Below are 19,369 nucleotides of genomic sequence, written 5' to 3'. Positions count from 1 at the left end.
GGGGTGCTCCGTACAAAAGAAGAAACCCCTCGCGCTGGAGGGGTCGCCACGCTGACGCGATGCTCTCGCACCCGCTGATGGTCAGCGCGGCTCGGTAAGGAGCAGTGCCACGCGCATGCGGTCAGACTAGCGCACGGACGCTCCGCCGCCGCTCCGGCACTCACCGGAGCCTTCGCCCGCACGGATGTCCGCACCGATCTCCGGACTGATCACCGCACCGATCACCACGCGCGGATCACCGGGCGCCGATCACCGCAAGATCGGTGCGCACCAGAGCATCGGGCAAGGGCGAGGTGTGACGCGGCCGCGGGTGGACGGGCATGAAAAGCTCTGCCGCATGAGTCCCAGAAGCCGAGGACGCCGCGACGACAGACGCCGCCCGTCCGACCGCCGCCGCGCACGACGCCGTAGCACCGGCACGACGAGTGGGGAGTCGGCCGCGACCGAGCCGTCGTCGCAGTCGTCGGCCGACCAGGTCGAGGAGTTCGTCACCCAGGTCCTGGCGGCGTCCGGTCAACTGTTGACCCTGGACTCTCCGCTCCAGGTCGAGGGCTTCGTGGCGAGCGTGATCGGAAGCTGGTGGCAGCACCCGACGCCGACGTTCGGCCCGGTTCTGGTGGAGCGCGCGCAGCGGGCGGCGACGCCCGAGGCCGTCGCGCTGCTCCACGGGCTCGCCGCAATCGCCGAACCCGGGTTGGCGGCGCTGGCCCGCACGGCGCTGGACGCCCTGGGCGACCCGACGTCCGACCTTCCGCCATGGGCCAGGCTCGTGGGACGGGCCGCGCTCCAGGAGTCCTTCACCCTGGAGGAGGAGTTCGGCGACGCGACGCAGGTGATCATGACGTTCAGCTACGACGCGGCTCGCTCCGAACCCGACGACTCCGGCGCGAAGGAGCCCGCGCACGCGCTCGTGGTGCTCGTCGACCACAACCTCGGCGGGATCGCCAAGGACCTGTGGGCCACCGACCACGCGCCCGGCCTGCTCGAGCAGGTCCGGTCCACCGTCGCCGGTGACGAGGGACTGGCCCTCACCGAGGCCGATCCGAGTGCCCTTCGGGTCGCCCTCCAGGACGCGCTCGACGCGACCGAGCAGACGATCGACGCGCCTCTCGGTGAGTCGTTCCGCGACCTGCGCGCGCTGCTGGTGGCCAGGATCCGGTCCCTCCCCGAGGGGGCGACCGCGATCGAGCCGACCGAGCTGCCCGACGCCGAGCGGGAGGAGATCGTCGCGGACTTCGCCTCCTCCCCCGAGGCCACCGACCTGCCGGTCGAGGCGGCCCGCACGATCGCGGCCGAACTCGTCGGATACGGCTGCGACCAGGACCGCGGCCAACCGCTTCGGGTCAGCCCGGGCAAGCTCGAGGTGTTCCTGTTCGCCTGGCTCCCCCGCACCGGTCTGCTGGACCAGCGGTACGTCGGCGACGTAACCGCCGTCCTGCCGGCATGGGTGCGTTACGCGGGCCGGCGGACCGGGCTCTCCGAGGAAGCGGTCACCGAGACCCTCGCCGCCGTGGAGACACTCGTCCCGCGGTTCGCTCCGGCGTATGAGGACCGGGACAACTGGGGACCCGCGCGGATCGCCGTCGACTCCCTCCTCGCCGACATGGATCCCGACGAGGACAACGCGGACGAAGTGTTCGAACGCCGGATGTTCGCCCTGGACGGCGTGCCCGCCCCCGGTTTCGACGTCACCGACGCCAAGGCCGTGCAGCGGCTGGTGGAGCAGGAGAACAAGGACGGGAAGTACGACTACGTCTCGCCCTCCGAGGAGCGCCTGCACGTCGTCCTGCTCCAGCAGCTGTGGTTCGAGGACCCCTCGCAGGTGTGGGAGACGGCGGTCCGGCTCCTCGACGCGGGCTACGAACGGACCGAGATCTTCAGGGCACTGATGTCCGCCCTGTCGGAGCGGCCCCAGGACAGCGAGGCCGGTCTGCGCGACGCCGACGGCTACCTGGAAGCACTGGCCGCGTTGCCGGAGACGTGGGCGGCGCGTCAGCCGGCCGCGTCCGAGGCGTCCGAGGCGTCCGATGCGCCGGACGCGCCCGACCAGTCCTGACCCGTCCGCGGTGCCGCTCCCGGCGGGGTGCGGACGGTTGTCGGAGGTGGCGGCTAGCGTGGGCGGGTGACCGGCGTACTGGAGGCGGTGTTCGTCCCCGCGGACCCTCCGCGTGCGGGCACGCTCGCTCTCTGGGACCCCTCCGACGTCCAGCGCGGCGACGCGAGTGGGCATGAACGCCGACCCGCCGCCGCCGGAGGTGCTGACGACGGCGTCACCCTCAGGCCGGTGGAGCTGGTGCTGCCGGCCGGCTCCCGCGTCCGGCGCACCCAGGTCCCGGCCCGGCTGCTGACCGTCGAGGACGCCCTCTCCCTGCTCTGCGGGACCCCCGCACCGGCCACCTCCAGCGCGTCCTACCGCGCCTGGGCCGCCGCCGCACTCGCCGGCGTCGGCCTTGTCGCGCGCGGGCGGCTGCGGCCCGCCCGCAGCGAGCAGGGCTACGGCACCTGGCGGGTCGGCCCGCTGGACCCGTCCGACCACGCCTGGCTGCGCTCGCTGGTGGCGGCGATGCCGCCGTCCGGCCATGCTCTCCCCCTCCCCGGCAGCCGCCCCGTCCGCGTCCCCACGGCGCAGGCGTTGATCCAGGAGTTCTGGGACGCGATCGCCGACACGCTCGCGCGTCCGGAGAGTACCGACGAGGCGACTGCCCGACTCGCCGCCACCGCGGCAGCGTTCGCCGCGTCCGAGCCCGTCCCCGTCCAGGAGCCCTCCGACTGGCTGACCGACGCCGACCGCGGCGAGCACGCGGGAGCGCGCCTCGTCCTTCGCATCGAGCCTCCTGGCGCCGCTGCTGACGAGGATCCCGCCGAGGTCGGTGACACCGGCGAGTCCAGCGATTCCTTCCGGGGCGTCCTTCAGCTCCGCAGCACGACCGACCCGAGCCTCGTGGTCGACGTCGCCGACCTGTGGACGGCACCCGCGGCGGTCCTCGCCCGGATGGGCTCCCAGGCCGAGACCGACCTGCTGCTGTCGCTGCGCCGCGGCGCCCGAGCGTGGCCGCCACTGGGCGCCGCCCTGCGGGCCGCGACGCCAACCGGAGTCGACATCGGCGACGACGACCTCGAGGACCTGCTCACCCGAGGCGCCGAGGCACTCGACGCGGCCGGGACCGAAGTGCTCTGGCCGAAGGAGATGTTCGGCTCCGGACTCGCGCTCAAGGCGCGGGCGACCACGCCGACGCCGGCCGGCGTCGCCGAGCCGGCGTTCTCCCTTCGCGAGCTGCTGGAGTTCCGCTGGCAACCCACGCTTGACAGCGACGACCTGACGGAGGAGGAGATCGCCGCCCTCGCGCAGGCCAAGCGTCCCTTCCTGTGGCTACGCGGACGGTGGGTCAAGGTCGACCGCGACATGCTCACCCGGCTGCGCCGCCGTGGGCCGCGTCGCCTCGGCGCCGCGGAGGCGCTCGCCGCCGCGCTCAGTGGCGAGCTGGAGGTCGACGACGAACGGGTCGAGTTCAGTGCCGACGGTCAGATCGGGCGGCTCGCGGAGCTGCTGGCCGACGCGACCACCGACCACGACGTGGCCACACCACCCGACCTCCTGGCCACGCTTCGCCCTTACCAACAACGCGGTCTGGCCTGGCTCGCACACCTCACCGGCCTCGGGCTCGGTGGCTGCCTCGCCGACGACATGGGTCTTGGCAAGACCGTCCAGCTGATCGCCGTCCATCTGCACCGTCGTGCGCTCGCCCTCGGCCCGACCCTGGTGGTCTGCCCCACGTCGCTGCTCGGCACCTGGCAGCGGGAGCTGGCGCGGTTCGCGCCGACGATTCCGGTCCGCCGCTACCACGGCGGCACCCGTCACCTGGACGACCTCGCCGTCGACGAGGTGGTCCTCACGACCTACGGCGTGGTCCGGCGCGACCACGCCGAGCTGGCCGACGGGGGCTGGGGCCTGGTCGTCGCCGACGAGGCCCAGCACGCGAAGAACCCGCTGGCCCGCACGGCCCGTGCGCTGCGGGCGATCCCGGCGGCGTCTCGGATCGCCCTCACCGGAACCCCCGTCGAGAACCGACTCTCCGAGCTCTGGTCGATCCTCGACTGGACCACACCGGGCCTGCTCGGCCCGCTCGAACGCTTCCGGCACCGGATGGCGGTGCCCATCGAGCGCTATCGCGACCCGGACGCCACCGCCCGGCTCGCCCGCATCACCCGACCGTTCCTGCTCCGCCGCCGTAAGTCCGACCCGGGCATCGCTCCCGAACTCCCCGCCAAGACCGAGAGCGATCTCGTGGTGCCGCTCACCTCCGAGCAGGCCACGCTCTACAAGTCGGTCGTGGAGGAGGTCATGGCCGAGATCCGCGAGTCCGACGGGCAGGCCCGCCGAGGTCTCGTACTCGCGCTGCTCACCGCGCTCAAGCAGGTCTGCAACCATCCGGCGCACTACCTCCACGAGTCCGGTCCGCTGCCGGGTCGCTCGGGCAAGCTCGCCGCACTCGACGAACTCCTCGACGTGATCCTCGACGAGGGCGAGTCCGTGCTGATCTTCAGCCAGTACGTCGAGATGTGCCGGCTCCTGCAGGACCACCTTGACCGTCGTGGCGTGCGCAGCCTCTTCCTGCACGGCGGGATCGGTGCACGCAAACGCGAGCAGATGGTGGCAGACTTCCAGGCCGGAGCGGCTCCGGTCTTCCTTCTCTCGCTGCGAGCCGGAGGCGTCGGTCTGACCCTCACCAAGGCGACCCACGTCGTCCACTTCGACCGCTGGTGGAACCCCGCGGTCGAGAACCAGGCCACCGACCGGGCCTACCGCATCGGGCAGGACCGTCCCGTCCAGGTGCACCGCCTCGTCACCGAGGGAACGCTCGAGGACCGCATCGCCGCGGTGATCGAGGCGAAGCGGGAGCTGGCCGACTCCGTGGTCGGCTCCGGCGAGGCCTGGATCAGCGAGTTGTCCGACGCCGAACTCGCCGATCTCGTCGCCTTGGGGAGCCCACCATGAGCCCGCCCGAACCGCCCCGCTCCGGGACCTGGTGGGCCGAGGAGTCCGAGGCACACCACCGTCTCCCGGCCGCCAAGGGCGCGGGCAGCAGGCGGGCGTTCGGCCAGACCTGGTGGGGTCGGGCCTGGATCGACGCGCTCGAACACCGCGCCGCCCTCGACCCCGGACGCCTGTCGCGCGGCCGCTCCTACGCTCGCCGTGGCGCGGTCGCGCAGCTCCAGGTCGCGTCCGGCCTGGTGATGGCATCGGTCCAGGGCAGCCGACCGATCCCCTACACCGTGACCGTGCGGATCCCGACCTTCAGCCCGGACGAGTGGACCAGGGTGCTCGACGCGGTCGGGGCCCAGATCGGGCGGGTCGCCGCGCTGCTGGACGGCGAGCTTCCACCGGAGGTGGTCAGCGACGTCGCCGCCGCTGGACTCGAACTCCTGCCCGGCCCGGGCGAGATCCGGCCGGCCTGCTCCTGCCCGGACTGGGGCGAGCCGTGCAAGCATGCCGCCGCGGTCTGCTACCTGGTCGCCGACCTGCTCGACGCCGATCCGTTCACCGCGCTGCGGTTGCGTGGCCGTTCCCGCACGGACGTCCTGGAGGCCCTGCGTGCCCGTCGTACGACCTCCGCGCCGGACGAATCGGGATCCGCGTTGCCCGCGACGCCACCCGACGCCGCCACCGTCCTCGCCCGACTCGCCTACGCCGAGCCACCACTGCCACGGCCTGATCCGCCGGTGCCGCCGTTGCCGCCGAGTCATCCCGGGCGCCCGGTGACCCCGCCCTACGATCCGCCGTCAGAGTCGGGGATCGACCCGGACGCGCTGAGCGAGCTCGCGACGGCCGCCGCGCGGCGGGCATGGCGTCTGGCCACCATGGACGTGGCGAACCCCACCAGCACAGCCCCCACCAGCACAGCCCCCGACAGCACGGACAGCACGGCCGGCACCGACACGGCGGACGCCCCGTAGGCCGACGGGGCGCGCCAGCCAACTGACCTCAGTCGAAGACGTCCTCGGGGGCGAGCTGACGCAGCAGCCGCAGCAGTTCCTCGCGCTCGCGGAGTTCCAGGCGTTGGACGAGGGCGACCGTGGCGTCGCGGTTGCTGCGGCGTACGGCGGCCAGCGTCTTCTCCCCCGCGCTCGTCAGCGCGACCAGGGTCGCGCGGCGGTCGTCGGGGTCAGGCGTGCGCGCCACCAGGCCGGCCGCCTCGAGATCGTCGACAACCGAGGTCGCCGAACGGGGGACGATGCCGAGCCGGCCGGCGAGATCACTGATCCGGATCGCCCCGTGGGCTCGGCGAAGTGTCCGCAGCACCCGCACCTGCGCGGGGGTCACGCCGAGCGAGCCCAACTGCTCCCAGGACACCCGACGCTGGCGGCGCACGATGCCTTCCAGCAAGGCCGCGACCTGCTCCGGGGTGTCGTCCGACGTACGCACGGGAAGAGCCTACGCCGCGCCGATGTTGAGAGGGTAGCTCATAGAGAGATAGGCTCTTAGAGAGGTAACCTCAGTAATTCTGGGACTCAGTATTCCAAGACTCGAGGTCGCCTCCGCAACGTCCACAGGAAGGGACTCCATGTCGATGCTCCGTGGCGGTGGCGGCGGCTCCGCCATGCGATCGCTCATGAAGGACAACTCGGTCAAGGGACACAAACTGGCCCCTGGGACCATCCGGCGGATTCTCGCGTTCGCGGTCCCCTACCGCCGCTATCTCGCGTTCTTCCTCGTCCTGGTCGCGATCGACGCCGCGATCGGCGCCGCCACCCCGCTGGTCTATCGCGAGATCATCGACCGTGGCATCACCCCGGGTCGCGCCGACGTCGTGGTGTCACTCGCCGCCGTCGTCGCCGTGCTCGCCCTGGTCTCGGCCGGTGTCACGCTCACCCAGCGCTGGTTCTCCTCCCGAATCGGTGAGGGCCTGGTCTTCGACCTACGAACTGCGGTGTTCGACCACGTGCAGGGGATGCCGGTCGCGTTCTTCAGCCGCACCCAGACCGGCGCGCTCATCCAGCGCCTTAACGGCGACGTGCTCGGCGCGCAACAGGCGTTCACCTCCACTCTGTCCAACGTCGTGAGCAACCTGCTCAGCGTCGTACTCGTCCTCATCGCGATGTTCGTGATGTCCTGGCAGATCACGCTGCTCGCGCTGGTCCTGCTTCCGTTGTTCGTGCTCCCGGCACGCCTCATGGCCGGGCGGCTCCGCGCGGTGACCGCCGAGAGCTACCGGCTCAACGCCGCGATGGCGCAGACGATGACCGAACGCTTCAACGTCGCAGGCGCCATGCTCGCCAAGATCTTCGGCCGGCCCCAGGACTCCTCCCGCGACTTCGCCGACAAGGCCGGCCGGGTCCGCGACATCGGCGTCACGACCGCGATGTACGCCGCGATCTTCCGGGTCTCCCTCACCCTGGTCGCGGCACTGGCGGTCGCACTCGTCTACGGCATGGGTGGCATCTTCGCGATCGACGGCGCGATCGGCATCGGCACGGTGGTGGCGCTGACCGCCTACCTCGCTCGGCTGTACGGACCGCTGACCGCGTTGTCCAACGTCCAGGTCGACGTCATGACCACGCTGGTGAGCTTCGAGCGGGTGCTCGAGGTGCTGGACCTGCCGCCGATGGTCGCCGACCGACCAGACGCCGTCGACCTGCCGGCCGACGTCGAACCCTCGCTGGAGTTCGACGAGGTCAGCTTCCGTTACCCGTCGGCGGCCGAGGTCAGCCTTGCCTCGTTGGAGTCCGTGGCCACCTTGTCGACCCAGACCAACGAGGACGTGCTCCGCTCGGTGAGCTTCGAGGTCGCACCGGGTCAGTTGATCGCGGTGGTCGGCCCGTCCGGTGCCGGCAAGACGACGCTCGCCTCACTGGTGTCCCGGTTGTACGACGTGACCGGCGGCGCCGTGCGGGTGGGTGGCCGGGACGTCCGCGAGGTCACCCAGCGCTCGCTGCGTTCGGTGATCGGCGTCGTCACCCAGGACTCGCACATGTATCACGACTCCATCCGCTCCAACCTCCTGCTGGCCCGGCCCGACGCCACCGAGAAGGACCTGCGGGACGCGCTCGAGGCCGCCCAGATCGGCGAACTCGTCCAGAGCCTGCCGGACGGACTCGACACGGTGGTGGGCGACCGCGGCTACCGGCTGTCCGGGGGTGAGCGGCAACGCCTCGCGATCGCCCGGCTGCTGCTCAAGGCGCCCTCGATCGTGATCCTCGACGAGGCCACCGCCCACCTGGACTCCGAGTCCGAGGCGGCGGTGCAAGCCGCGCTTGCCACCGCGCTGGAAGGGCGGACGTCGCTGGTGATCGCGCACCGGCTCTCCACGATCCGCAACGCCGACACGATCCTCGTCCTGGACGACGGACGCGTGGTGGAGCGCGGGACGCACGACAAGCTGCTGCTCGCCGCGGGGCTCTACGCCGAGCTCTACCAGACCCAGTTCGCGCCCCAGGAGGGGAGCGAGGAGGACGACGTCGTCGACGCGATCAGCTGACGGGGCCTCCGTCCCGCGACGCGGGTCGTGTCCTAGACGCGGATCGCGCGGAGGACGCCGGTGATCATCGGAACGTCGAACTCCCCGGACGCGGTCTCGGTCCGGGCGCGGAGGTAGCCCCGGATCCGGGCGAGCAACTGGGCCCGGTCCACCTCGTCCTTGACGATCACCTGGGAGTGCGTGCCGACCAGCGCGACCATGGAGTCCGTCGTACGCCGCTGCCGGTGCTGGAACTCCGCGACCTCGGAGTCGGAGTACGCCGGGTGGTCGGGAAAGCCGCGCTGGTCCCGCCACTTCCGCGCGGACGGCAGGGACGACTCGCTGACCTCCTTGAGACCGGCGATCCAGCTCACGGCATCGTCCTCGAGGTTCCACAGGGCGGCGACCACGCCACCCGGACGCAGCACCCGCGCGATCTCCGGCAGCGCCCGGTCGACGTCGAACCAGTGGAACGCCTGTCCCACCACCACGGCGTCGAAGGACCCGTCGGGCACGGGGATCTCCTCAGCGCTGCCCAGGTGAGTGGGTACGTCAGGCAGCCGCCGGCGCAGCTCGGCCAGCATCTCCGGATCCGGCTCCACCGCCACGACCTCGGCGTCGAGTCTGGCGACGACCTCGGTCAGCTTGCCGGTGCCGGCGGCGAGATCGAGCACGCGTACGACGTCCTCACCGGCGACGGGCTCGAGCGCCCAGCGGACGGCCGTTTCGGGATAGCTCGGGCGGTACTCCGCGTAGGCCTCGGCATGCGATCCGAAGGAGCCGGCCCGGCGGGCGTGCTCGGTCTCGTCGTAGGGCCGCTCGGAGTCGTTGTCCACACCGGCACAGTAGCGCGGGCCGGCCGGGCGTCCGCGCACCCGCCAGGGGGTTGATCGCCGCCCGTCGGGGGGTTGATCGCCGCCCGTCAGCCGCGCGCGGGAGCCGCGGCCGTCAGCCCGCGTCGCACCAGTTCGAACGACACGACGGCGGCCGCGCTCGCGACGTTCAGCGACTCCACGCCGCCGGGCATCGGGATCCGTACCCACGTCCCCACGTAGGGCCGGACCGGCGCGCCGACCCCCTCGGTCTCCGCGCCGAGAACGAACGCGGCGAACTCCGGCAGGTCCACCTCGAAGATCGACTCCTCCGCGTCCGCGGCCAAGCCGAAGACCGCGTAGCCCGCGTCGACGAGGCGCTCCACCGCGTCCTGCGCCGTGTCGGCGCGCAGGACCGGGGCGTGGAAGGCCACGCCCGCGGACGCCTTCACCACCAGCGGGTCGATGCCGGCGACACCGTGATGGGGTACGACGATCCCGTCCACCCCGGCGGCGGTACCGCTGCGCAGGATCATCCCGACGTTGCCGGGTGTCCTGATCCCGTCGAGGACGAGGACGGTGCGGGGGCGCTCGTGGTGGCGGGCGTCCAGCGCGCTCTGCAGGGTCCGCATCCGGGGGGCCACCACGTCGGCGAGGACGCCGTTGTCGTGCCGGCCGTTACCCGAGAGCAGGGTGATCCGGTGCGGCGCGACGCGGCGCACGGGGACACCTCGGGTGTCGGCGGCCGTCACGATGTCCCGCACGGAGGGCCCGCGCACCCCCTCTGCCACCAGCACCTTGTCGATGGCGAGCCGGTCGTCGTGGAGCGCGGCCAGCACCGGCCGGAAGCCGTAGACGGTGACGAACCGGTCCTTGGGCGATGTCTCTTCCCGCACGTCGCCCAGTCTTCCACCGTCGCTCCCGGACGCAGTCGTGGCCGCCTCGGTACCGAGGCGGCCACGATCGCCGAGCTGTTCGTTCGTCGCGGGCTAGCCCTCGAGCGGCAGCTTCACCGGCTGCCCGGACTTCGCGGACTCATACGCCGCGAACGCGATCTCGGTGGCGCGGTAGCCGTCCCAGCCGTTGGGATGGGGCGCCCGCCCCTCCCTGATGCCCGCCACGAACTCCGCCAGGAGGCCCGCGTCGGGGTTCGCGCCCCAGGCCGGCCACGACACGTCCTGCCCGCCGGCGCGACCGGGACCGTCGTAGTAGGAGTTGATGGTCTGCCCGAACGCGTCCGCCGAGGCGACCCCGTCCTCACCGACGAACTCGAGGGTCACTCCACCCCAGGTCGGGTAGGACTTCGGCTTGCTCCAGCTGCAGTCGATCGTCGCGACGGTGCCGTTGGCGAAGGTGACCGCGATCGTGCCGGCCGTCTCCACCGGGAGGTCCGGGTAGAGGATGCTGTTGGTCTGGGCGTAGACCTCGACCGCCTCGCTGTCGAGGATCCAGCGCAGCAGGTCGGCGACGTGCACCGTGTGGTCCATGACCGCGCCGCCGCCCGCGAGCTGCGGGTCGACGAACCAGCCGCCCGGCATGGTGCCGGGGTTGGTTCCCGCGACCGCGTGGACGCGGCCGAGAGTTCCCTTGCGGACGAGCTGCTCCAGGCCCGCGATCGGCGTCGCGAACCGCACCGGGAACGCCGTCATCAGGTTGACGCCGGCGGCCTCGCAGGCCTCGATCATCGCGCGGCCGTCGGCCAGCGAGGTGGCCAACGGCTTCTCGCAGAGCACGTGCGCACCAGCCGCGGCGGCCTTCTCGACCAGGACCCGGTGACCGGCGTTCTCCGAGCAGACGATCACGCCGTCGGGCTGCCACGCGAGCAGGTCGTCGTAGGAGGACGTGAACGGGATGCCGAGCCGGTCGGCGATCGCCTTGCCGCGCTCGGCGTTCTCGTCCGCGGCGCGAAGCTCGACGTCGTCGCGGCCGACCAGCGCGGCGGCGTATCCCGCTCCGTGCAGGTGGGCGAAGGACAGGATTCCGATCTTGACAGGAGTTGTGCTGCTCATGCCGACGCCACCTCCGCGGCTACTGGTGCGCTTCCTACGTACGGCGTCGAACTCACGGGCAGGTCGATCGCCCGGCCGGTCTGTGCCGACTCGAGCGCGGCCAGGGCGATCGCCAGCGCTTCCCGGCCATCCCGCGCGCTCACCCGGGCCGGTGGACCACCTTCGATCGCGGCCTTGAACTCGGCCAGTTCGATCGTGAACGGCTCACCGAACGTCGAACCCGCCGCCGCCACGAGCGGAGCCGGAGCGGTACGCAGTGCCGGACGCTGGTCCGTCGCGTAGTCGAGCAGTCCCTCGCTCCCGGCCAGCTCGAAGCTGGTGCGGAACGGGCCACCGAGTCGCGCCCACGACGCGGTGAGGTGGGTGATCGTGCCGCCGACGTGGGTGAGGATGGCGTAGGCGTGGGTGGGGCCGTTCTGCGGACCGGCGGGACGCATCAACCGGGCGAAGACCCGTACGACGTCACCGGCGATCCAGCGGGCGAAGTCGATGTCGTGGACCATGACGTCCCCGATGATCCCGGCGGAGCGCTCGATGTCGTGGTACCACCCGTGCGGGTTGGGCATGTCGCCCTCGCGCGTCAGGCGGAGCACGGCGGGCTGGCCGATCCGGCCCGCCGCGACGGCTGCCCGGGCCGCGGCGTACTCGGGGAAGAAGCGCACCACCTGGGCGGTGTGCAACGGCACACCCGCCTCGGCCGCTGCCGCGAGCAGTTCGTCGGCCTCCTCCAGCGTCCGGGCGAGCGGTTTCTCGCAGATGACCGGGCGGCCGGCGCGCAGGCCGGCGAGTGCCAACGGAGCGTGGGTGTCGGTCGGCGTGCAGACGTCCACCACGTCGACGGCCTGGATCAACGAACCCAGGTCGTCGTGCACGGTGAGGCCGATGTCGTGCGCGGCGGCTCTGGATTCGGGCAGCTCGTCGTAGCCGTGGATCTCGACGCCCAACCGCTGCCAGCCGGCGATGTGCACCCGTCCGATCCCACCTAGACCGACGACGCCAACTTTGGAGACCTTCACCTGATGCACAACCCTTCGCTCGGCAATCTGGTGCAGACCATATCTTTGGGGCCCGCTGCCGCCGAAAGGAAGACCTGTCCAGTCAGCGGACAACCGGTTCGATCGGCGGACCATACTCGCCGAGGCCCGCAGGGCGGACGCGGGGCGACCCTACCGAGGTCGTACGTCGCTCAGGTAAACGCGCTCGCCGCCGGCCTTCGCCGACAGCTCGCCCGCCCGCAGCACGGCGAGCAGCTCGAGGGTCTCGGCCGCCGGGACGGGCGGAACCCCGGTGCGCACCATGTCGACGACGGCCCGCAACTGCGCGGTGTAGAACGCGTCGAAGTCGTCGATCGCCACGCTGTGCCGGCCGTTCTTGGCATACAGCGTGAGATGGAACCCGCACGCCGCGTCGCGCAGCGTCTGGACGACGGCGCTCGGCCGACCGTCGACGTAGCCCAGGACCGCCACGTCGCGATCGGGCCAGCTTGCCCGCTGTACCCACTCCACGCCCGGACCCACGACGGCGTACAACTGCTCGACGGCGTGGACGCCGTAGTGGAACCACTCCCCCGGCCCGACGCTGACCGCCGAGGAGATCTCGCCGAGCCCGGCGATCCGTTCGCTCTCCCGCGCCAGTTCAGCGGCGAAGCGCAGCGCCGAGGCACTCGTCACCGGCACGCCGCGCTCCGCCGCGAGCCGGAACAGCATCGCCGCCTCGGCGAGGTTGGTGGACATCGGCTTGTCTAGGAAGGCGGGGATTCCGGCGGCCACGAACGGCCGGGCCTGGGGCACGTGCTGCTGGCCGTGCCCGGCGTCGTCGACGACGAGGACGAGGTCGGTCTGCCCGATCAGCTGCGTCGGCTCACCGACCACGTGGTCGATGTCGTACGTCGCGGCCAGGGTGCGCGCGTCCGGCTGGTCCGCGCGCACCTGGCCGCCCCAGACCCAACGGATCCGCGCGCCGGGAACGCCTTCGCGTTCGTTCAGGATCCGTGCGTAGGCACCGGCATGGGAGGTGTTGACACCCAGCAGGCCGATCCGAACGTCGCCGTGGTCAGTTCCGGTCGCAGACGTTGGTCCGGTCATCCGCTGGCACCCTCCGACGGCCGTGTGTCAACGCCACCTTGCGGGCATCGACGATGGGCATCCGCGCCCGGCCATGGGCGTCTCCGCCACGGGAGGCGAACCCACACAGGGACGGGACGCGACCGGGCCGGTGCGGCCTTTGACCGTAGGGGTGGACCATGGCCTTGTCAACGCCATTTGGTTCCGCTCCGTCCTCCTCACACCTTCGCGTCCACCCGCAACCGCGCGAGGACCTCCGGCAGTGGCCCCGCCGCGAGGACGCCCAGCCGGCGGGTCGCCCGAGTCAACGCGACGTAGAGGTCCCCTGCCCCACGTGCCGAGCCCGCGAGGATGGCCGCCGGATCGATCACCACCACGGCGTCGAACTCCAGGCCCTTCGCCTGTGTCACCGTCAGCACGGCGACCCGGGCGTCCAGAACCGCGGGGCTTCCTCCCACCGCGGCCTCCGGATGCGCCGATCGGACCACCTCCACGAGTTCGACGAGGCGATCGTCCGGAACGATCAGCGCGAGCCGGCCGGCGGGGCCCCGCGGCTCGCCGGTCGCGCCGGAGGCCTCGCCCTCCTGCCCGCTCGCCGCGTCGTCGGCTGGTTGCGGGGTCGCGTCGAGATCGGCGAGTTCGGACTCGACCACCTGCTGGAGTGCCTCCGGCATCTCCTCGGCCTCGACCTGCCGGCACCACGGACGGTCCCCGTCCCGGACCGAGCTCGGCGGCTCGAGGGCGGGATCGATCGCCGCGAGGACGTCGGCCGCGACCGCCATGATCTCGACCGGCGTGCGGTAGTTGACCGTCAGCCGTTCCCGCCGCCAACGGCCCTTCGCGTGGAGGTCGAGCACCTCGGCCCAGTCTCGCGCCGCACCGGGGGCGCTCGCCTGGGCGATGTCCCCGACCACGGTCATCGACCGGGCCGGGCAGCGCCGCATCAGCATCCGCCAGGCCATCGCCGACAGCTCCTGGGCCTCGTCGACGATGACGTGGCCGTAGACCCAGCCGCGGTCGTCGAGCATCCCGTCGGAGAGCGGGCCGGCGGCGCCGGAGTCGCGGTAGCGCGCTGCCACACCGGCCGCTACCGGGTCGATCTCGTTCCCCACGATGTCGAGCTGTTCGTAGACCTGCTGAAGCTCGACCCCGGCCCTGGCGTAGGCCGTCTCCTCGGCAAGCTCGGCGGCATCGCGGGTCGCCGCGGCGGACGCGGCGAAGACCGCGAGGTCGGTCTCGCCGAGGAGCTCGGCGGCCTCGTCGAGGAGTGGCACGTCGGACGGCGTCCACCGCTGCGCCGACGGTGGGCCCGGGCGCAGCAGTGCGGCGCGTTCGGCCTCACCGAGGTCAGGGGCGGCCGCGGCGAGAAGGTCCGGCGAGCTGTAGAGGTCGGCCAGGAAGGAGGTCGGCGTCAGCTCCGGCCACAACCCGTCGATCGCGGCGCGCACCTGCGGCGCGGAGGCCAGCTCCCGCCGGATGTCCTCGACGTCCGCCTCCTCCAGCAGGTCACGTCCGAGCCGGTCCACCGCCTGGCGCGTCAGGGCGCTGAGAACGTCCCTGACGAAGTGGCGGCGGGCACGGTTGGCCAGCTCACCGGCTCGTCGGGCCCGGGTACGCGCACGCTCACGAGCACGCAGGCACGTCGCCCGGTCGAGTCGGTAGACGTCGGTGTCGACGACGATCTCCAGCACGTCGTCGGGTACCCGCTGGCGCTGGACCACCGCGGCGGCCACCATGTCGGCCATCCGCGGATCACCCTTCACCCGCGCCGCGAGCGGGGAGTCCGTGCTCGTCGCGACGACACCGGGGTACAGCTCGCCGATCGTCGCGAGGACGACGTCGGTCTCACCGAGGGAGGGCAGGACCTGGTCGATGTAGCGGGTGAACGTGGCGTTCGGCCCGATGATGAGGACGCCGCTTCGGGCGAGCCGTTGGCGATAGGTGTAGAGCAGGTACGCCGCCCGGTGCAGCGCGACGACCGTCTTTCCCGTACCCGGTCCACCGTCGACGACGAGGATCCCGGCGAGGTCGGACCGGATCACCCGGTCCTGCTCGGCCTGGATGGTAGCCACGATCTCGCTCATCCGCCCGGTGCGTCCGGAGGTGAGCGAGGCGAGCAGGGCAGCCTCGCCGGAAAGCCCGCGACGCTCCTTCTCGTCCAGCCCGTCGAGATCGAGAACGTCGTCGTCGATGCCGATGACGGTGCGGCCCCTGGTGCGCAGGTGACGTCGCCGCCGGATGTCGAGCCGGCGTGCCGGGGTGGCGCCGTAGAAGGCCTGCGCCACGGGCGCCCGCCAGTCGATCAGCAGCGGCTCGTAGTCGTCGTCGAACATACCGAGCCGGCCGATGTAGAAGCGGGTTTCGTCGTCGTAATCCAGCCGGCCGAAACACAGACCGCGCTCGACAGCACGGAGTTGGGAAAGACGTTTGGTGTAGAGCTCGTGAAAGGACTGGCGCTCGGTCATTGCCTGATCGTGTCCGGCGTGCGGGCCTCGGTGCGCGACGTCGAGATGGCCCGCCGCGCGTTCGCGAAGTGCGTCGAGCCGGCTGTACAGCATCGCGACATAGCCTTGTTCGTGCGCGATCTCATCTGCCAACGGATTTGACGCGAGCGGGGAACTGGAGTTATGCTGTCCGCAGTTCGCTTCGAGTTCTTCGGTCATTTCCCCCTGCCGAATTGAATTGGCGACGGAATTTCTGAAAATACCAACTCCGGCGACCTCGCCGCCAGCCATTCGCGGAATTCCGCACGCATTTCTGTCGGCCACCCACGCGTTGCCCGCTCGCACACCCGCCGCTACCCGAAAGGGCCGACGGCCGCTGCGAACTCCTCCGAAATGCCGTGGCCGTCCTCAGGCCGATCTGGTAAGCAGTCGCCATGGCGATCGACGTACGCCCGCTCGGTGACGACGCGTGGCACCAGGCTGTCCCGATCATGGAGCTCGCTTTCGGCGAGGAGTGGCCGAGCGACGCTCAGGAGCCGGAGCGAGGCCGCTACGAACCCGATCGCGCCATCGGCGCCTTCACCACCGACGAGATGGTCGGCCACGCGGCGATCTACTCGCTGCGGATGACGGTCCCCGGCCAGCGGGAGCTCGACGTCGCCGGCGTGAGCATGGTCGGCGTGCTCCCGACCCACCGGCGCCGCGGCGTCCTCACGGCGCTGATGCGCCACCAGCTCGGCGGCTTGTACGAGTCCGGCCGCGAGGCGGTCGCCGTCCTCACGGCATCCGAACCAGCGATCTACGGCAGGTTCGGCTACGGCCTCGCCACCGAATGGGTGTCCGTCGAGATCCAGCGGACGGCCCGGTCACTGCGCCCGGTCGCCGGCGTCGACGACGTGACGATTCGCTACGCCGACGCCGACAAGGTCCTGGACGCCACCAACGCCGTCCGCGAGTCCGTCGTCGCCGCCCGGCCCGGCATGTTCCACCACAACGAGTCCTGGCGGCGGAGCGAGCTCGCCGATCCGGTGAGTGGACGTCACGGCGGCAGCCCCCTGCGCTGCGTGGTGGCCGAGCGAGCGGGCCAGGTGAGCGGGTTCGCCTACTTCCACACCCGCAGCTCCTGGGACGAACGCGGCCCCGGTGGCACCACGACGATCTCACGAGTTCAGGCGACCGACGCCGCCTCCTCGGCCGCGCTCTGGCGGTTCCTGCTCGACCAGGACCTGATGGCGACCACCGGGCACCGGCGGCTGTCACTCGACGACCCGATCCTCGCCTGGCTCCTCGACGTCCGAAGGGCCAAGGTCACGGTGCGGGACGGCATGTGGGCGCGACTGGTCGACGTCGGACGTGCCCTCGGCTCACGCGGCTACGCCGCGCCGGTCGACGTGGTTCTCGACGTGCACGACGAGTTCTGTCCCTGGAACGCCGGCCGCTGGCGCCTGGTCGCCGACGCCGAGGACGCCGACAGCGCCTCCTGTGTCAGGACCGAGCGCGAGGCCGACCTGGTGCTCGACGTCCGCGACCTGGCCTCCGCCTACCTCGGCCGGCCGACGCTGCTCGGGCTCGGCGCCGCCGGTCTGGTCGAGGAACGCGTGCCCGGCACCCTCGCGCGGGTCGCCCGGGCCTTCCGGAACGACCCGTTGCCGCTGCTCGACACGCCGTTCTGACCACGCGTCCACGTCGTCAGGCGGAGATGGTCTCGTCCGCCTCGTAGTCGCGCAGCATCTCGATGCGACGCTTGTGCCGCTCCAGACCCGAGAACGGCGTGGCCAGGAACACCTCCACGAACCGAGTCGCCTCCTCGACGCTGTGCATCCGCGCGCCGATGGACACGATGTTCGCGTTGTTGTGCTCCCGCGCCAGCCGCGCGGTCTCCTCGCTCCACGCGAGCGCGGCACGCACCCCGGCCACCTTGTTGGCCGCTATCTGCTCGCCGTTGCCGGAGCCGCCGATGACGACACCGAGGCTGCCCGCGTCCGCGACCACCCCCGCGCCGGTCCGAAGGCAGAACGGCGGATAGTCGTCGTCCGGGTCGTACGACGATGGTCCGTGGTCGACGACCTCGTGGCCCTGTTCGACCAACCGACGGGCCAGGTGCTGCTTGAGCTCGAAGCCCGCGTGGTCCGATCCGAGATGCACGCGCATGTCGCCGAGTCTGGCAGCCGGGTGTCGCGCGACGGACATGTCCCCGGCCGTACGCGCGTCGCGGGCATCAGCTAGATCCGGACGACAGCCCGAACGTCTCCCGGTGAACGTGGTCCAAAGCGACCAGGACGGCGCCGCGCACCACCGGGTTGCCGCCGACGTCGGACGCGGCCACGACCGTTGGCAGGGGCACGAGTTCGGCGAGCCGCTCGCCCACGTGGTCGGCCAACACCGCTCCCCCGGCCCGACCGACCTCACCGGCGAGAACGAGATAGCCGGGGTCCAGGACCGCGCACACCGCCGCCGCGCCCGCACTGATGCGGTCGGCCAGGTCGCGCAGGAACCCCGCTCCGTCGAAACGGCCGTCGACGGGACGCTGCCCGGCGTCAACGGAGTCCTGCCGTACGTCAACGGAGTCCTGCCGTACGTCAACGGAATCCTGCGGCCCCCCGCCACCCGGGCCGCCGGCACCGTCGCGCCCGACCCGCTCGATCTGTTCCACCGCCACCGCGACGATCGCGCCCACGTCCTCGATCGAACCCGGAAGGCCGTGGCGCTCGGCCAACTCCACGACGGCGTCGCCGCCCGCGAGGTCCTGGAAGGAGCCCGGCCGGTACGGCACGTAGGCCACCTCGCCCGCCCCGCCGGAGGCACCGCGGTGGACCCGGCCGTTCAGGATGATCGAGACGCCGATGCCGGTCCCGAGCGACATCAACGCGAAGGTGTCGCGACCGCGCGCGGCCCCGAGCCGGTGCTCGGCGATACCGGCCAGGTTGACCTCGTTCTCGAGCAGCACCCGCTCGCCGTACCGTTCCCGCAGTCCGGGCAGCAGGTTGGCGGTCCAGGTCGGCAGGCTCGCGACGAAGGTCACGTCTCCGGTGGCGGGATCGACCAGGCCCGGCGTACCGACCACGACCATGCGCAACCGGTCCGGCGCGAGACCGGCGTCACCGAGCGCGCCGTCGATGGCGTTCCGCACCAACTGGTCGGGCGGCACCCGCGGGTCCTGCGCGACCACTGCGGTCCCGGCCTCCCGGCCGGTCAGATCGGTGACGACCGCGCGCACCTGGTCGTGGCGTACGTCGACCCCGGCGACGTGCGCCCGATCGGCGACGACGCCGTAGAGCCGGGCGTTCGGTCCTCGGCGCTCCGAACCGGACTCGCCGACCGGCCCGACCAGGCCGGCGCTCTCCAGCCGGTGGACGAGATCGGCGACGGTTGGCGCGGACAGGCCGGTCAGGTTGCGCAGCTGGGAGCGGGTGAGCGGCCCCTGCTCGAGCAACAGGTCGAAGGCGAGCCGGTCGTTGATGAGCCGCGCGGTACGCGGGGTGGCCGTTCGCGGAATGGTCTCACCCCTTTTCGTCAGGAACCCTGCCTGTTAATTTCTTCGAGGCTAACGACCGCCAGAGCGGCCGGTCAACTCTCCACAGCACA

At 71.7% G+C, this 19,369-nt stretch carries 15 protein-coding genes; 6 read left to right on the top strand and 9 right to left on the bottom strand.

Annotated elements, in window-relative coordinates:
- The first annotated feature begins 337 nt into the window (after positions 1-337).
- The 3 genes from HEB94_RS26865 (at position 338) to HEB94_RS26855 (ending at position 5,955) form a co-directional block, all read left to right on the top strand.
- Positions 338-2,056 (top strand): hypothetical protein, encoded by a 1,719-nt coding sequence (locus tag HEB94_RS26865; protein WP_192752475.1) that lies wholly within the window; start codon positions 338-340, stop codon positions 2,054-2,056.
- 66 nt (positions 2,057-2,122) lie between these two features.
- A complete protein-coding gene (locus tag HEB94_RS26860) occupies positions 2,123-4,996 on the top strand; it encodes an SNF2-related protein (RefSeq protein ID WP_192752474.1) in 2,874 nt (957 codons plus the stop codon).
- Positions 4,993-5,955 carry an SWIM zinc finger family protein gene (locus HEB94_RS26855; protein WP_192752473.1) on the top strand — a complete coding sequence of 321 codons (963 nt, stop codon included), beginning with the start codon at positions 4,993-4,995 and terminating at the stop codon, positions 5,953-5,955. Before HEB94_RS26860 ends, HEB94_RS26855 begins: the two co-directional genes overlap by 4 nt.
- 28 nt (positions 5,956-5,983) lie before the next feature.
- On the opposite strand, the gene HEB94_RS26850 is transcribed toward HEB94_RS26855, so the two are convergent.
- Positions 5,984-6,424 (bottom strand): MarR family transcriptional regulator, encoded by a 441-nt coding sequence (locus tag HEB94_RS26850; RefSeq protein ID WP_192752472.1) that lies wholly within the window; start codon positions 6,422-6,424, stop codon positions 5,984-5,986.
- A gap of 139 nt (positions 6,425-6,563) precedes the next feature.
- Here HEB94_RS26850 and HEB94_RS26845 point away from each other — a divergent pair, with 139 nt between their 5' ends.
- On the top strand, positions 6,564-8,477 hold the full coding sequence (locus HEB94_RS26845; RefSeq protein ID WP_192752471.1) for an ABC transporter ATP-binding protein: 1,914 nt from the start codon (positions 6,564-6,566) through the stop codon (positions 8,475-8,477).
- A gap of 32 nt (positions 8,478-8,509) precedes the next feature.
- Here the strand turns inward: HEB94_RS26845 and HEB94_RS26840 are convergent, their stop codons facing one another.
- From HEB94_RS26840 to HEB94_RS26815, 6 genes are all read right to left on the bottom strand, one after another.
- Positions 8,510-9,292, bottom strand: a complete 783-nt coding sequence (locus tag HEB94_RS26840; RefSeq protein ID WP_192752470.1) for a methyltransferase domain-containing protein — start codon at positions 9,290-9,292, stop codon at positions 8,510-8,512.
- An 86-nt stretch (positions 9,293-9,378) separates the two neighbouring features.
- Complete coding sequence (locus tag HEB94_RS26835; protein WP_192752469.1) at positions 9,379-10,164, bottom strand: TrmH family RNA methyltransferase; 786 nt, start codon at positions 10,162-10,164, stop codon at positions 9,379-9,381.
- Between the two features lie 93 nt (positions 10,165-10,257).
- Positions 10,258-11,277 carry a Gfo/Idh/MocA family protein gene (locus tag HEB94_RS26830; protein ID WP_192752468.1) on the bottom strand — a complete coding sequence of 340 codons (1,020 nt, stop codon included), beginning with the start codon at positions 11,275-11,277 and terminating at the stop codon, positions 10,258-10,260.
- Positions 11,274-12,407 (bottom strand): Gfo/Idh/MocA family protein, encoded by a 1,134-nt coding sequence (locus HEB94_RS26825; protein WP_238361630.1) that lies wholly within the window; start codon positions 12,405-12,407, stop codon positions 11,274-11,276. The genes HEB94_RS26830 and HEB94_RS26825 overlap by 4 nt, the downstream gene beginning before the upstream one ends.
- Positions 12,408-12,443: 36 nt before the next feature.
- Positions 12,444-13,361 carry a Gfo/Idh/MocA family protein gene (locus HEB94_RS26820; RefSeq protein ID WP_192752466.1) on the bottom strand — a complete coding sequence of 306 codons (918 nt, stop codon included), beginning with the start codon at positions 13,359-13,361 and terminating at the stop codon, positions 12,444-12,446.
- Between the two features lie 197 nt (positions 13,362-13,558).
- The gene (locus tag HEB94_RS26815) at positions 13,559-15,805 is read right to left on the bottom strand and encodes a HelD family protein (RefSeq protein ID WP_202896569.1); all 2,247 of its coding nucleotides are present in this window, start codon (positions 15,803-15,805) and stop codon (positions 13,559-13,561) included.
- Here HEB94_RS26815 and HEB94_RS49525 point away from each other — a divergent pair.
- Entirely contained in the window at positions 15,782-15,946 is a 165-nt protein-coding gene (locus HEB94_RS49525) for a hypothetical protein (protein WP_202896568.1), read from the top strand. The two genes, HEB94_RS26815 and HEB94_RS49525, sit on opposite strands and share 24 nt — an antisense overlap.
- Positions 15,947-16,218: 272 nt before the next feature.
- A complete protein-coding gene (locus HEB94_RS26810; protein ID WP_192752464.1) occupies positions 16,219-17,457 on the top strand; it encodes a GNAT family N-acetyltransferase in 1,239 nt (412 codons plus the stop codon).
- Between the two features lie 16 nt (positions 17,458-17,473).
- On the opposite strand, the gene HEB94_RS26805 is transcribed toward HEB94_RS26810, so the two are convergent.
- Both HEB94_RS26805 and HEB94_RS26800 read right to left on the bottom strand, forming a co-directional pair.
- Complete coding sequence (locus HEB94_RS26805; RefSeq protein ID WP_192752463.1) at positions 17,474-17,935, bottom strand: ribose-5-phosphate isomerase; 462 nt, start codon at positions 17,933-17,935, stop codon at positions 17,474-17,476.
- Between the two features lie 67 nt (positions 17,936-18,002).
- Entirely contained in the window at positions 18,003-19,217 is a 1,215-nt protein-coding gene (locus tag HEB94_RS26800; protein ID WP_238361629.1) for an ROK family transcriptional regulator, read from the bottom strand.
- Positions 19,218-19,369: the final 152 nt, after the last annotated feature.

Source organism: Actinopolymorpha pittospori (genome assembly GCF_014873875.1).
Classification (GTDB): domain Bacteria; phylum Actinomycetota; class Actinomycetes; order Propionibacteriales; family Actinopolymorphaceae; genus Actinopolymorpha; species Actinopolymorpha pittospori.
Note: the sequence above shows the minus strand (reverse complement) of the source record. Positions and strands in the feature narration are given on the sequence as shown.

Bases quoted from the DNA above. Each gene is read 5' to 3' on its own strand.
- HEB94_RS26865 (WP_192752475.1), top strand. From the start codon at position 338: ATGAGTCCCAGAAGCCGAGGACGCCGCGACGACAGACGCCGCCCGTCC.
- HEB94_RS26855 (WP_192752473.1), top strand. From the start codon at position 4,993: ATGAGCCCGCCCGAACCGCCCCGCTCCGGGACCTGGTGGGCCGAGGAG.
- HEB94_RS26845 (WP_192752471.1), top strand. From the start codon at position 6,564: ATGTCGATGCTCCGTGGCGGTGGCGGCGGCTCCGCCATGCGATCGCTC.
- HEB94_RS26830 (WP_192752468.1), bottom strand. From the start codon at position 11,277: ATGAGCAGCACAACTCCTGTCAAGATCGGAATCCTGTCCTTCGCCCAC.
- HEB94_RS26825 (WP_238361630.1), bottom strand. From the start codon at position 12,407: ATGGTCCGCCGATCGAACCGGTTGTCCGCTGACTGGACAGGTCTTCCT.
- HEB94_RS26820 (WP_192752466.1), bottom strand. From the start codon at position 13,361: ATGACCGGACCAACGTCTGCGACCGGAACTGACCACGGCGACGTTCGG.
- HEB94_RS26815 (WP_202896569.1), bottom strand. From the start codon at position 15,805: ATGACCGAGCGCCAGTCCTTTCACGAGCTCTACACCAAACGTCTTTCC.
- HEB94_RS26810 (WP_192752464.1), top strand. From the start codon at position 16,219: ATGGCGATCGACGTACGCCCGCTCGGTGACGACGCGTGGCACCAGGCT.
- HEB94_RS26805 (WP_192752463.1), bottom strand. From the start codon at position 17,935: ATGCGCGTGCATCTCGGATCGGACCACGCGGGCTTCGAGCTCAAGCAG.